Origin of the sequence: uncultured Enterovirga sp., from assembly GCF_964242715.1 — a bacterium.
GTDB lineage: Bacteria > Pseudomonadota > Alphaproteobacteria > Rhizobiales > Beijerinckiaceae > Enterovirga.
The window spans coordinates 39,514-52,816 of the sequence record NZ_CAXTAZ010000001.1; the positions used below are offsets into that span (position 1 = coordinate 39,514).

Here is a 13,303-nt window from a genome sequence, read left to right on the forward strand (position 1 = left end):
CTCTCAAGAGCCGACAAGCAGGCCCGCTTCCGCGTGTCCGCGTACCGATGTCGCCTCGCGAAGATACCGCTCGAGCGTTTCGGCCCGATGGGCGGACGTGTGCTCCCGGGAGACGCGGGCCCGCCCCGCGGCGGCGAGTTGCCTGCGCTCGTCCTCGGACCGGTCCCGAAGGATGCCGATGACCTCGTCCGCGCTCTCCGCCAGGAGGATGTCCCGCCCGGGCGCAAGGATCGACTCCAGACCTGGCCAGCGATCGGAGATGATCGGCACGCCGCAGGACCCGGCCTCGAACAGCCGGACGCTCGGCGACCAGCCGGCCGCGACCATGTCGGCCCGGGTCACGTTCAGCGTGTAGCGGCTCACGCCGTAGAATTCGGGATGGTCGGCCGGGCCGACATGCGGCAGCCGCTCGACATTGTCGGGCCAGTCGAGATCGTCCGGATATTGCGGGCCCGCGACCACGAAGCGGAGATCCGGGCAGCGCCGCGCCGGATCGATCAGCAGCCGGTCCAGCACGGGCTGCCGGTCCGGGCTATAGGTACCGAGATAGGAGAGGTCCCAGCGCTGCGGCAGGTCGCGGGCCGGATAGAGGTCGGGATCGACCGAGCAATAGAGGGCGCGCGCGGCGGGCGAGCCGTAACGCCGCTCAATCTCGCGCAAGGTCGGCCCGCCCGTGAAGGACAGGTAGAGGTCGTAGCCCGGGATCAAGTCGGGCGAGAGATACTCGAACTCGCCCCGCGCGAGCTTGGCCAGCGTCACCGGGGTGTCGATGTCGTAGAAGGCCCGCACGCCTTCCGCGAGGTCCTGGACGAGCTGCCCGACGGCGACGCCGTCCGGCACGTAGGACCCGACGATCACGGCGTCCGCGCGTCGGATCTCGTCGCGGTGGCGGTCGAGGGCGCCGAGGTCGTCGTAGAGGACGAGGCGGCACCAGTCGGGATCGACGAGGTCGCGATGCGCCGCGTACCAGGGAACGTCGCGCTCCAAAAAGGTGACCTCGTGCCCGCGCGCCGCAAAGGCCCGTAGCAACGCCCGGTAGGTGGTCGCGTGCCCGTTGCCCCAGGACGAGGACAGGCTGAGCCCGAGGACGACGAGCCGGAGCCCTCCCGTCACGCCGCGTTCCTCTTGCGCTTGAGGGCTGCCTCGCGCCGCAGCAGCGCGTCGAGCTCGAGGCCGCGGCGCTCGTAGGTGTGCTCCGCCAGGATCCGGCGACGGCCGGCCTCGCCGATGGCGCGGGCCCGCTCGGGCGTGAGGTCGCGCAGATGCGCCGCGACATCGGCGCCGTCCCGGGCGACCAGCACCTCCTCGCCCTCCGCGAGGAAGAGGTCGAGCCCGACCCAGCTATCCGTGATCAGGCAGGCGCCGGTGCCGGCCGCCTCGAAAACGCGGGTCGCGGGCGAATAGCCGACCGAGGCCATGGAATCGCGGGCGATGTTCAGGACCGCGAGCGGGGATGCGTTGAAGGCGTTGTGCTCGCGCGTGTAGACGTGGCCGAGATGGCGGACATTGCCCGGCATCGCCTTCGTCTCCCAGCCATTGCCGCCGATCAGGAAGGCGCGCTCGGGCAGGCGCGCCGCCGCATCGAGAAAGAAGGTCTCGACCCGGGCCTCGCGGTCCGGCAGCCGGTTGCCCAGGAAGGACAGGTCGACCGCGAAGCGCGGGTCGGCCGGCACCGGATGGTGGGTCGCGGGATCCAGCGCATTGTAGATCGGGACGCAGAGCCGCGCGCCCAGTTCCTCGTAGGCCGCGATCACCGGCGGGCCGCCGCCATAGGTGATGACGAGGTCGAGATCGGGCAGGACCTCGTGCATCGGGTGGTCGTGATGGGCCTTCAATTCGGCGAGCGTCGCGGGCGCGTCGACGTCGCAGAACATCCGGATGGCGCCGGGCCGCGCGGCCGCCATCACGCCGGCCAGCAGCACGTCGTCGAAGACCCCGACGCCGCTCGCCTTGATCACGATGTCGGCGCCGGCCGCCTCCGCGATCACGGCCCGGACGCCCTGGTCTGTCGCCGCATAGACCTTAACAGCGGCGTAATCCGGCGGCTCGATGTCGCGATGCTTCTGCCGGTCGAAGGCGTCCGGCTCGTAGAAGGTGATGGAATGGCCGTGCCGGGCCAGGGCCGACAGGAGCCCGCGATAATAGGTGGCGGCCCCGTTCCAATAGGAGGAGAGGAGGCTTGATCCGTAGAAGGCGATCTTCATGCAGTTTGCCGGATCTCGGTCGCAAGGGACTGGACGATGGCGAGAAGCTCGTCGGCCCGGTGCGCGCAGGTGTGGCGGGCCAGGATCGTCTCCCGGCCCCGGGCGGCGAGCGAGCGCCGAAGGTCCGGATCGGCCTGGACGGCACGGAGATGGTCCTCCATCTCGCGCTCGTTTTGGGCCATGAGGAAGTCGGTCCCGACCCGGAACAGCCGTTCCGAATCCTGCCACGGCGCGGAGACGAGCGGGATGCCGCAGCTCAGCGCCTCGAAGACCCGGATCGTCGGGATGCCGGGCAGGTGCTCGACATAGAAGCGCCGCGGCACATGCGCGGTCGCGAGATGGCGGGCGAAGATCGCGGGCGCGGCCGCATTCGCGGCCCAGCCATGGTAGCGGGCGCCGTAGCGCGCGAGCGTCGCCAGCGCATGGTCGGGATAGCGCACGCCGTAGACGTCGAGCCCGCGGCCGAGCTGCTGGGCCGGGCGGAACAGGTAGCCTTCCAGCTCCTCGCTCCGCTCCTCATCGCCCCAATTGCCGATCCAGACGAGGCGGTCGCGACGGCCCTCGCCCGTCGGCGGGCAGAACAGCAGGTGATCGGCCGCCTCGTGCCAGACGAAGGCGCGGTCGCGCCAGCCCCAGTCGCGGTAGCGCAGGGCGACGGTCTCGCCGAAGGCCAGGATGCCGTCATAGCCGTCGAGATCGTAGCGCCGCATCGCCTCGGGGTCGCTGACGACGCGGTGATGGGTGTCGTGGAACAGGAGGGTGAACCGCCCGCCGGCGACGCGCTTCGCGCCGATCGCTGCCACGAGCCAGGGCTCGTTCCACTCGTGGACGAGGACCAGGTCGGCGCCGTCGAGCATCCGGTCGAGGTCAGGTTCGGGCCCGTAGGCGAGGGACGTGAGCTCGGGATAGGCGGCCCGGTAGGCCGCGAGCGCGTCCTCGCCGTGGTCGCGGCGCAAACTGTCGAGGCTCCAGGAATCCGCGGGCTCGTACGCCACGACCTCGTGGCCCTTGCGGGTCAGGTCCCGCAGCACACCGCGGAGGAAATGCGCGTTGCCGTGGTTCCAGCAGGAGAGCAGCGAGTGGGTGAAATAGACGATCTTCACGAGGCGAGGCTCAGGGGCGCGTCGTGCCGGGTGGCCAGCACGGCCCGGTAAACCGCGAGGGTGCCGTCGATCATGGCGTCGGCGGTGTAGCGGGCTGCCCGATCCCGGGCGGCCGCGCCGAGCCGGCTTCGCGCCTCGGGATCCGCGACCAGATTCGCGAGCGCGGCGGCGAACGCGCCGGCATCGCGCGGCGGCACGAAGATGGCCGCACCGTCCCACAATTCCCGGAAGGTCGGGATGTCGGACAGGACGAGTGGGCAGCCGGCCTCCGCGGCTTCCAGCACCGCGAGCCCGAAGGGCTCGTAGAGCGCGGGCGAGCAGAAGACCGGACGCGCGGCGAGTTGGGCCGCGACCTCGGCCGGCGTCAATTGGCCGAGCGGCTGGATGTGCCGGAGTTCGACCTGGGTGCCGTTCGGCCCGGCCTGCGACCCGGCCGCCAGGACCGGGCAGGACAGCCCGGCCGCCGCGCGGTCGAGCGTGGCGACGTCCTTGCCGTTGTCCCAGAGCCGGCCCGCCGTGAAGACGAACGGCTGGCCGGCCTCTCCCTCCCCGGAGGGGAGGGCCGAGTCGGCGAAGCCGAACCGGGGCGGGGACACGTGGCCCGGGCTGTCCCCACCCCGGTTCGAAGCTGCGCTTCGACTCGCCCTCCCCTCCGGGGAGGGAAAGGCGCGGAAGCCACCCTCGGACGCACTAACCCGCCCATTCGAGACCACCTCCGGCTCCCGCGCGAGGCCGTAGGCGGCGGCGGTGGCGCGGGCGAAGCTGCGGCTCGGGGCGACGAGGGCGTCGACGGCCCGGTAGCCCCGGCCGACCATGTCGGCCTGCCAGCGGAAATCCGGGTCGAGCGGCGTCAAGCGGACCGCGTCCCACCAGGTCCGGACGCAGGAATGGCACAGGCCGACCACGGGCCCCGCGAAGGGGCGATCGGCCGCGAAGGCGGGGCTGTTCAGATGGACGAGGTCGACGCCGCGCTCCCGCGCCAGGGTCGCAAGAGCCTGGCCGGTGGCCCGGACGTCGCCCGGCCCCTCGGCGAGCCAGTCAAGCGGCAGCCCGGTCTCGACGAGGTCGAGGCCGTCGATCGCGCGGGCGGCCTCGCGTTCGCCGTCTCCGGGAGGCGCGCCGAGTGTGGCCAGCGTCAGCCGGGCCCCGCGCTCGCTGAGGCCGCGCGCGAGGTCGAGCGCGTAGGTCCAGACGCCGCCGACCGAATCCGCCGTCACCAGGACATGCAGGCCGGAGGCCGGCGAGCCCTCGCTCACGCCACCCCCGCCAGTGGGGCCGCAGCCAGTGCGTCGAGGCCGCGCTCGGCCTGGAGCCAGCGCGCGAGCGCGTCGACGCCGCGCCGCCACGGCACCGGCGCCCGCAGGCCGAGCGCGGCCCGGGCGGCGCGGGCGTCGGCCACGAACCAGCGCTGGTCGCCGGAGCGCCAGTCGAGATACTCGGTCCGGACCGGCCGGCCGGTGAGGCCGCCGAGATGGTCGAGGAGGTCGCGCAGGCTGATCGCGTTGGCCGGCCCGCCGCCGAGATTGAAGGCCCGACCGCCGACGCTGCCGATCCGCTGCCAGGCCGCCAGATAGGCCTCGACCGCATCCGAGACGTCCATCACGTCACGGACCTGCGAGCCGTCGCCGAAGATCGAGACGGGCCGGTCCTCGAGCGCCGAGATCGCGAAATGCGCGACCCAACCCTGGTCCTCCGTCCCCATCTGGCGCTGCCCGTAGATGCAGCTCATCCGGAGCACGACCGTCGGCACGCCGAAGGAGCGGGCATAGTCGAGGACATACTGGTCCGCCGCGCCCTTGGAGCAGCCATAGGGGGTGTGGAAGTCGAGCGGCCGCTGTTCCGAGATGCCGTAGCGGCGGATATTCGGATCGCGCGGCAGGTAGGCCCGGTTGGTGGATTCCAATGCTACGTCAGCGAGATCGCCGTAGACCTTGTTCGTCGATGCGAAGACGAGCGGCGCCGGGCGGTCGCGCCGGCGCAGCGCTTCGAGCAGCCGGAAGGTCGACCGGACATTGATGTCGAAATCGCTCGCCGGGTCGGCCAGGCTCGTCGTCACAGCGACCTGGGCAGCGAGGTGGAAGACGGCGGCCGCGTCGCGAGCCGCGTCCGCCAGGGCCGCGTCGTCCCGGACGTCGGCCTTGACGACCGAGATGCGGGCCGAATGCGTCCCCTGCAGCCAGGCGAGGTTCCGCTCGACGCCGGGCCGCGCCAGCGCGTCGTAGACGAGGACGTCGTGGCCGTCCCGGGCGAGGCGATCGGCAATGTTCGAGCCGATGAAGCCGGCCCCGCCCGTCACCAGGACCGGCCGACGCCCGACCAGCGCGGGCGCGCCCTCGCCCGTTCCCGTGGCCGTCAAGCCACCAGCCCCCGCGCCTCGAGCTCGCGCCGGGCCTCCGCGACCTTGTCCTGCGCGCTCCCGGCCTCCTGCTCGGCCACCCACTGAGCGAGTTCGGCGAGGCCGCGCCGGAAATCCATCGCCGGTCGGTAGCCGAGTTCCTCGCGGACCTTCCCGATGTCCGGGATGTTGTGGCGGACGTCGCCGGTGCGGGCCTTGCCGGTGATCTCCGGTCCGAGATCGGGCCGGTTCATGGCCTCGGCCAGGAGGTTCGCGACCTCGGTCACGGTGCGGTCCTCGCCCGAGCCGACATTGTAGATGCCGCCCGCCGCCTTCGGGGTCTGGAGCGCGAGCAGGAAGGCCTGGGCCACGTCCTCGACATGGACGAAGTCGCGCCGCTGCTCGCCGTCCTCGAAGACGAGGGGCCGGTTGCCGTTCGCGATCCGGGACGCGAAGATCGCCAGCACGCCCGTATAAGGGTTGGAGAGGGCCTGGCCCGGCCCGTAGGCGTTCCAGAGCCGGAGCGCGACGCCCTCCATGCCGTAGACCGGCGCGAGGGTGAGGGTGAGCCGCTCCTGGACGTATTTCGTGAGCGCATAGACGGAGGCGAGGTTCGGGCGTTTCGATTCCGGCGTCGGCACGGGACGGAGCGGCCGCCCCTTGGCGTCGACCGGATCCCAGGGCTGGTCGGGCGACGTGCGGGGGATGCGGACCGCGTCTTCGACGAGGTCGCCGTCGACGCTGCGATAGAGGCCCTCGCCGTAGATGCTCATCGACGAGGCGACGACCACGCGCCGGACCGGCCGCTCGATCAGCTGCTGCAGCAGCACCGCGGTGCCGTGATCGTTGACCGAGACATAGCGGTCGACCGCATACATGCTCTGGCCGACGCCGACCTCTGCCGCGAGATGGATGACGGCATCGACGCCAGCGAGCGCGCCGGCCACGCGGGCCTCGTCGCGGATGTCGCCGACGACGAGCTCGACATCCCTGTGCAGGGCGTCGGGCCGGTCGCGGCCGCCATGAACCTGCTCGATCAGGCTGTCGAGCACCCGGACCTCGTGGCCCTGGGCCAGCAGGGCACGCGCGACGTAGCGGCCGATGAAGCCGGCTCCACCCGTGATCAGAACTCTCTCGGCCAAGTCACACCCGCTCGCCGCCCGGTCCGCCGGGCCTTCCGTCGACGGCCCTAGAACGCCTAAAGCGCCGTCACATCAAGAGCGGCGTCCCGCGAGGGACCCGTTTTCGGGCGATTTCCCACCAAGAAGATGAAGATGAAGCTGGCCCCGGTAGCGGAGGACGGCTGCGGCGAGCAGTTCCCGATCCGGTCCCTCGGGCGAGCCCGCCTCGGCCATCGTGTAGGAGCCAAGCTGGAAGGCGAGGTAGGCAGACTGCATGAAGCGAAGCAGGTCGGGATCAACGATGTCGCCCCCGCCCGCTTCGATCGTCCCAACGAGACCGGCGATTTCCTCCGCGGACAGCCGAAATTCGACCGTGGCGCCCGCCACGTCCCAGGCCATGTCCTGCGCGCCGACGAGGTCATGGCCGACATGGTGGTCCAAGGCATCGGCCTTGAGGAGGCCCCGCTCCGTCACCAGCCATTCCCAGAGGTGAAGCCGGTTGTCGGTCGCCACCGGCCGCCGGCGTCGCTCGAGCCGGTCGAGGTCCGGCGCCCATCGGTCAGCCGCCATGGCGGCCTGACCGCCGAGCGCCTCCTCTGCGTTGCTGCGCAGCATCGCAAACAATGCCGGAACGGAGGCGCCGCTCTCGGGCCCGGAAGGAAAATGGTCGGCCCGGAAGGCGAGATAGGCGCCGAGCCGGTCCACCAGGGCCCCGCGATCCTGCCCGCGATCCAGGGCGCGAGCGTCACCGTGCCAGCGCTCGACGAGGAAGCCGTGTTTCCAGCCGGCCGGTTCCGGCACGAAACCGCCCTCGAAGAGCTGTCGGGCCATCTCGAACTTGCGAAGGCCGGTGCGGCCAAGGCCGGCGAAGCGCAGGAGCCAGGTGCCGGTTTCGGTCTCCAGCAGGAACTTGCGGCGCTCCTGCCAGGGATGGCAGGGCGGCCGCTCGGGGCCGAAACCGGATCGCTCCTCGCGCCACGCCCCACCGGAGATGTCCCGCAAGGGCGCGATCGGGGCGCCGACGAGGTCCCGGCACCAGTGTTCGAGCCGGCGCTCGTGCCGGCCGGAGCCGAGCAGGACGTCGTCCAAGGTGAAGACGTCACGCGCGATCCTGCCCCAGAGGGCGCGCGTCGCATTGCTCGCCTCCGGTCCCGGCTCGCCGCCATGGCTCGGCAAGATGTGGAGCCGCTCCTCTGGGGTTCCGACGTCGCCGAGAAGGGTCGCGACCGCCGCGATCGAGGAGCCGGACAGGCCCGGCCCTTCGTCTACGATCACGAAACGGTGGTCGGAGAGCCGCGACAGCGCCGCCCGCAGGACCGGCGAGGCCGCGACGTGGCGCCCGAAGGGATGGCCGACCGGACGGACCGTGAAGGCCGGGGTCCCCTCCGGCAGGCCGGAGCAGGCCATGGCGGCGAGCGTCGTGCCGATGCTCCGGATGCCGACGACGCAGACCGGGGCGTCCCGGGGCAGTCGGCCGACGGCCTCCAGAAAGGCTTCGGGATAGACGGCGTAATGGGCGAAGCCTTCCGGCACCTTGATCTCGAGCGGACCCGGGGGCGCCAGCAGGTCCAGGCGGGCCAGCGCGAGGTCCGTCGCCTCCTCGTCGCCGATCTCGCGAAAATCCGATCGCCACGACGCGGCGACCTGCCGGGCCAGGGCCCGAGCGAGCGAGAGGGCGGCGTCGGCCGGCTCCGACGGATCGTCCACCTCGCCATTCTCGGCGAAAATCCGGTCTGCGATCCCCTGGGCGAGCTCGCCGGCCTCGATCAGGGCCGCGACGAGGCGGCCGTGGCGGTCGATCCCGGCGAGCGACGCCGCCTCGCGGAGCGAGCGGCGGATGCCGTCCAGCATCTCGCCCGCGGTCTCCCGGCGCCTCGCATCGCCATAGACCAGCATCAGCGGGCGAGGAGGTGGCGGTAGGCGATCGTCTTGAAGGCCTCGAAGCCGGGCAATGCCCAGCCGTCCGGTCCGGATCCCGGGTGCCGCTTCAGCCAGGCGACCCAGCATTCGTATTGGGCCGGGCTCGGCGAGACGAGATCGCGCCGGTCCTTGGCGAGGCGGAGGGCCGCGAGCGGCTCCATCCCGCGCTCGACCAGGATGCAGAGCGCGAGCGTGGCGGAGCGGCCGATGCCATGCTCGCAATGGACAAGGAGCCGGCGGCCATCGCGCGCGGCCCTGGCCGCGAAGGCGGCGCCGGCGTCGATGTCAGTGGGCCGGAGCGCGCCGTGGTCATCCGTCGGCAGGTGCAGGAAGCGGATGCCGTGCGCCTCGAGATGGTCGCTGTCGTCACGATCCTCGCTGCGGAGATCGACGACGGCACCGATCCCACCGGTCTCCGCGAGATGCGCCACCCTCTCGGCCGGAACGCGGCCGCCGACGGCGAGGTCAGGCGTGATCCAGGTCAGGTTCGGCTGCCACTCTCCCGCGGCCGCGAGGCAGCCGCAGCCGAGGGCGGCGTCGGTGACGGGCTCGGCGACGATTGGCCGGCCGCGGGAGGCGCCGGATGGTGAGCGCGGCATGGGGTCTCTCTCCGGCCGAGCCGGCCCGTTCCGGCGCGGCATGCCAGCAGCGGGCGCCGCAGCGCAAGGGGAGCGGTGGCCGACGCCGTGACTTCGGCGCCGGCACTCGCTAGGCACCGGCCCGGATCCGAGGAGCGGACGTGAGCGGGACCAAGATGGACGGGACGATGCGGGCCGCGATCCTGACGGGGCCGGGCCGGATCGAGGTCGAGCGGGTCGCGATCCCGCAGCCCGGACCGGGACAGGTCCGGATCCGGCTCGAAGGCTGCGGCGTCTGCGCCTCGAACCTGACGCCCTGGGCCGGGCCCGAGTGGATGACATACCCGACCGAGCCGGGCGGACTCGGGCATGAGGGCTGGGGGGTCATCGACGCGGTCGGCGAGGGCGTCGACACGGTGGCGGTCGGGGAACGGGTCGCTGCCCTCTCCTACAAGGCTTATGCCGAGCACGACTTGGCCGACGCCAAGGCGATCGTGACGCTGCCGGCCTCGCTCGCCGAAAGCCCCTTTCCGGGCGAGCCGCTCGGCTGCGCCATGAACATCTTCCGCAGGTCCGAGATCCGGGCCGGGCAGACGGTCGCGATCCTCGGCATCGGCTTCCTCGGCGCCATCCTGACCCGGCTCGCGACCGAGGCCGGCGCGCGCGTGATCGCGATCTCGCGACGGCCCTATTCGCTCGACCTCGCGCGCCGGATGGGCGCCACCGAGGTGATCCCGATGGTGGATCACGGGGAGATCATCGGCCGGGTGAAGGAGCTGACGGACGGGCGCTTCTGCGAACGGGTGATCGAGGCCGTCGGCAAGGCGTGGCCGCTCGACCTCGCCGGCGAACTCTGCGCCGAGCGCGGCCGTCTCATCGTCGCCGGCTACCACCAGGACGGGCCGCGGCAGGTCAACATGTGGCTCTGGAACTGGCGCGGGCTCGACGTCATCAACGCCCACGAGCGCGATCCCAAGATCTATGTCGAAGGCATCCGGGACGCCGTGAACGCGGTCGCCTCCGGCCGGATCGATCCGGCGCCGCTCTATACCCACCGCTTCGCGCTGGACGATCTCGGCGCCGCGCTCGACGCCACGCGCGACCGGCCGGACGGCTTCCTCAAGGCCCTGGTCTCCTTCTCGTGAGCGCGCGCCCCCGCCTCGGCTTCCTGGGCGTCGGATGGATCGGCCGGCACCGGATGAAGGCGATGCTCGGCACCGGCCTGGTCGAGGCCGCCTTCATCGCGGATGCCTCGCCGGAGGCGGCCGAGGCCGCCCGCGAGGTCGCGCCGAAGGCCGAGATCGTGGCCGGCTTCGACGAGATGCTCGACCTCGCCCCGGACGGGATCGTCATCGCAACCCCGAGCGCCATGCATGCGGAGCAATCGATCCGGGCGCTCGAGCGCAAGGTCGCGGTGTTCTGCCAAAAGCCGCTCGGCCGGACGGCGACGGAGGTGCGGGCCGTCGTCGAAGCCGCGCGCCGGGCCGACCGGCTGCTCGCGGTCGACCTGTCCTACCGCTACACGACCGGCATGAACCTGATCCGCGACGCCGTCCGGGCCGGCGAACTGGGCCGGGTCTTCGCCGCGGACCTCGTCTTCCACAACGCCTACGGGCCGGACAAGCCGTGGTTCTACGACCCGGCGCTCTCCGGCGGCGGCTGCGTAATGGACCTCGGCATCCACCTCGTCGACCTCGCACTGTGGGCGCTCGATTTCCCGCGGGTCCTCGACGTGTCGAGCACGCTCCTGGCCGGGGGGCAGCCCTTGGCTGCGCGGACGAACGTTGTCGAGGACTACGCCGTCGCGACGCTCGAGCTCGAAAGCGGCGCAGTCATCCGGATCGCCTGTTCGTGGCGGCTGCAGGCCGGCTGCGACGCCGTGATCTCGGCCGATCTGCACGGGACCGAAGGCGGCGCCTCGTTCCGCAATGTCGGCGGCTCCTTCTACGACTTCCGGGCCGAGCGTTTCCGCGGCACCGCACGGGAGACGCTGACCGACCCGCCCGACGAATGGGGCGGCCGGGCCGCGGCGGATTGGGCCCGGCGTCTTGCCGAAGGAGCGCGCTTCGACGGCTCGGCCGAGCGCCTCCTCGAAAGCGCGCTCGTGCTCGATGCGATTTACGGGCGCGTGCCGATCACGTCCGCCGCCCCGGAAGCCAGGTAGGCGGAGCAACCGCTCTCACTCTCCTTCGCGCCGGAACCGGTTCCAGAATTGCCGGAGGCCGCGGTAATGGCGACTTTGGGCATGGGCGTGCCCGGTCCCGTCCTCACGCACGAGGAAGATTTCGCGGTCGTGATACTGCTCGAGGCCTGGACGGTGACCGACGCTGAGGACGGTCGCGTCCGCGAGTTCGTCGCGCAGGAAGCCCATCATCTTGGCCTGGCTCATCTCGTCCAGCGCCGAGGTCGCTTCGTCCATGATGATGATGTCGGGCGGATGGATCAGGAGGCGCGCGAAGGCGATGCGCTGGCGCTCGCCGCCCGACAGGATCTGGTCCCACTGGTCCTCGTCGTCGAGCCGCGCCGCGAGATGTGAGAGGCCGCATTCCCGAAGCGCGTCGCGCAGCTTGTCATCGGAGACGCGGCCGTCGTCGTGCGCCGGGTAGATCAGCGCGTGCCGCAGCGTGCCGAGCGGCAGGTACGGGCGCTGCGGCATGAAGGCGACGGAGGAGCGTTTCGGCCGCAGGATGCGGCCCGATCCCCAGGGCCAAAGCCCGGCCATCGCACGGATCAGGGTCGATTTGCCGGTGCCGGATTCGCCCTTCACCAGCACCTTCTCGCCGCGTCCGATCGTGGTCGAGGCGCCCTCGATCATCACCGTGCCGTTCTGCTGGGTGAGCGACAGGTTCTCGATATGGATCGAGTCGTCGGGGCTGAAGCCGAGGACGACCGTGTCGCTCGAGCCGTAGCGGCCGATCGACTCGTCGAGGTCGTCGAGCGCGTCCGTGAGCCCGACGACGCGCTGCGCGGAGGCCAGCGTCTCGGCGAGCCGGATCGCGTTGTCGATGAGCCAGTTCAGCGCGATCTGGACCTGGGTGAAGGCCGTCGCGATCTGCATCAGTTCGCCGAGCGTGAGCTCGCCGGCAAGGTATTTTGGCGCGCCGAGCAGCAGCGGCACGACCGGCGCCAGGACCGAATTCGCATTCGATATCCAGGTCATGTGCGCCTGTTTGGCGATCACCGACATCCAGCGCTGGGCAAGGGCCCCGAAGGTCTCCGTCAGCCGCTCGCGCTCGTCGTCGTCGCCGCCGATCAGCGCGATGTTCTCGGCCGATTCCCGGACGCGGGTGAGTTCGTAGCGGAGCCGCGCCTCGGCGGCGTTCTTCTGCTCGACGCGCTGGATCAGGGGCTTGCCGATCAGCACCATGCCGGTCGAGGTCAGCGCCGCATAGGCCATGGAGGCGAAGACCATGTAGCCCGGGATCGTGATCGGGCCGACCGTGATCGAGCCGGCGACCGCCCAGAGCACTCCGAAGAAGGCGGCTGCCGCCAGGACGGCGTTCGTGAGTCCGATCGCGAAATCGACGAGCGGCTCGACCGCGAGCCGGACGTCGTCCGCGATGCGGAACTCGGGATGGCCGCCCTCCCCCGCCACGATGGTGAGCTGGTAGAAACGCCGCTCCGAGAGCCAGCGCTCGATCAGGTTGTTCGTCAGCCATTTGCGCCAGGCGAGCTGCAGCCGCATCCGGACATGGACCATGGTGACCGCGACGGCCGCGGCGGCGAGCGCGAGCCCCAGGATGATCAGGATGCCGAGCCCGACATTCGACACGTCCTTCCGCTCGAGCGAATCGAAGAAGAACTTGTTCCAGCGGTTGATCAGCAGCGCCACGCCGAGATTGACGATGATCAGCGCGAACAGGAGCGAGGTCAGGAGCCACGCCCGGCGCTTCGTCCGCCCCTTCCAGAAGCCCGACGAGATGTCGAAGAAGGCGCGCGCGGTCCGGGACGGCGATGGCTCTTCGGTCGATGCGGCCGTGTGTGCGATCACGCGGTCGACAGGGCTCATCGATCCTCACGGAGCTCGGGTCGCGACCGGAGG

11 protein-coding genes are annotated in these 13,303 nt (G+C 71.3%); 2 read left to right on the forward strand and 9 right to left on the reverse strand.

The genetic code is table 11. The features are described 5' to 3' along the window. Positions 1-3: 3 nt before the first annotated feature. The 8 genes from ACFE87_RS00195 to ACFE87_RS00230 all read right to left on the reverse strand — a co-directional run bounded on the left by ACFE87_RS00195 (position 4) and on the right by ACFE87_RS00230 (position 9,282). Complete coding sequence (locus ACFE87_RS00195) at positions 4-1,113, reverse strand: glycosyltransferase (protein WP_375457578.1); 1,110 nt, start codon at positions 1,111-1,113, stop codon at positions 4-6. Then, a complete protein-coding gene (locus ACFE87_RS00200) occupies positions 1,110-2,204 on the reverse strand; it encodes a glycosyltransferase (protein WP_375457579.1) in 1,095 nt (364 codons plus the stop codon). The genes ACFE87_RS00195 and ACFE87_RS00200 overlap by 4 nt, the downstream gene beginning before the upstream one ends. Beyond that, positions 2,201-3,307 (reverse strand): glycosyltransferase, encoded by a 1,107-nt coding sequence (locus ACFE87_RS00205; RefSeq protein ID WP_375457580.1) that lies wholly within the window; start codon positions 3,305-3,307, stop codon positions 2,201-2,203. Before ACFE87_RS00205 ends, ACFE87_RS00200 begins: the two co-directional genes overlap by 4 nt. Beyond that, the gene (locus ACFE87_RS00210; protein WP_375457581.1) at positions 3,304-4,563 is read right to left on the reverse strand and encodes a glycosyltransferase family 4 protein; all 1,260 of its coding nucleotides are present in this window, start codon (positions 4,561-4,563) and stop codon (positions 3,304-3,306) included. The genes ACFE87_RS00205 and ACFE87_RS00210 overlap by 4 nt, the downstream gene beginning before the upstream one ends. Beyond that, on the reverse strand, positions 4,560-5,663 hold the full coding sequence (locus ACFE87_RS00215) for an SDR family NAD(P)-dependent oxidoreductase (protein ID WP_375457582.1): 1,104 nt from the start codon (positions 5,661-5,663) through the stop codon (positions 4,560-4,562). Before ACFE87_RS00215 ends, ACFE87_RS00210 begins: the two co-directional genes overlap by 4 nt. Beyond that, entirely contained in the window at positions 5,660-6,784 is a 1,125-nt protein-coding gene (locus tag ACFE87_RS00220) for an NAD-dependent epimerase/dehydratase family protein (RefSeq protein ID WP_375457583.1), read from the reverse strand. The genes ACFE87_RS00215 and ACFE87_RS00220 overlap by 4 nt, the downstream gene beginning before the upstream one ends. 72 nt (positions 6,785-6,856) lie before the next feature. Continuing rightward, positions 6,857-8,659 (reverse strand): hypothetical protein, encoded by a 1,803-nt coding sequence (locus tag ACFE87_RS00225; RefSeq protein ID WP_375457584.1) that lies wholly within the window; start codon positions 8,657-8,659, stop codon positions 6,857-6,859. Beyond that, entirely contained in the window at positions 8,659-9,282 is a 624-nt protein-coding gene (locus tag ACFE87_RS00230) for a dual specificity protein phosphatase family protein (protein WP_375457585.1), read from the reverse strand. Before ACFE87_RS00230 ends, ACFE87_RS00225 begins: the two co-directional genes overlap by 1 nt. A 155-nt stretch (positions 9,283-9,437) precedes the next feature. On the opposite strand from ACFE87_RS00230, the gene ACFE87_RS00235 reads away from it, so the two are divergent. Both ACFE87_RS00235 and ACFE87_RS00240 read left to right on the forward strand, forming a co-directional pair. Beyond that, positions 9,438-10,406 carry a zinc-binding dehydrogenase gene (locus ACFE87_RS00235; RefSeq protein ID WP_375457808.1) on the forward strand — a complete coding sequence of 323 codons (969 nt, stop codon included), beginning with the start codon at positions 9,438-9,440 and terminating at the stop codon, positions 10,404-10,406. Beyond that, entirely contained in the window at positions 10,403-11,425 is a 1,023-nt protein-coding gene (locus ACFE87_RS00240; protein WP_375457586.1) for a Gfo/Idh/MocA family protein, read from the forward strand. The genes ACFE87_RS00235 and ACFE87_RS00240 overlap by 4 nt, the downstream gene beginning before the upstream one ends. A gap of 15 nt (positions 11,426-11,440) precedes the next feature. On the opposite strand, the gene ACFE87_RS00245 is transcribed toward ACFE87_RS00240, so the two are convergent. Next, on the reverse strand, positions 11,441-13,270 hold the full coding sequence (locus ACFE87_RS00245; protein ID WP_375457587.1) for an ABC transporter ATP-binding protein/permease: 1,830 nt from the start codon (positions 13,268-13,270) through the stop codon (positions 11,441-11,443). Between the last annotated feature and the right edge of the window lie 33 nt (positions 13,271-13,303).

Coding starts and splice junctions, on each gene's coding strand:
- ACFE87_RS00230 (WP_375457585.1), bottom strand. CDS start 9,282: ATGCCGCGCTCACCATCCGGCGCCTCCCGCGGCCGGCCAATCGTCGCC.
- ACFE87_RS00235 (WP_375457808.1), top strand. CDS start 9,438: ATGGACGGGACGATGCGGGCCGCGATCCTGACGGGGCCGGGCCGGATC.
- ACFE87_RS00200 (WP_375457579.1), bottom strand. CDS start 2,204: ATGAAGATCGCCTTCTACGGATCAAGCCTCCTCTCCTCCTATTGGAAC.
- ACFE87_RS00245 (WP_375457587.1), bottom strand. CDS start 13,270: ATGAGCCCTGTCGACCGCGTGATCGCACACACGGCCGCATCGACCGAA.
- ACFE87_RS00225 (WP_375457584.1), bottom strand. CDS start 8,659: ATGCTGGTCTATGGCGATGCGAGGCGCCGGGAGACCGCGGGCGAGATG.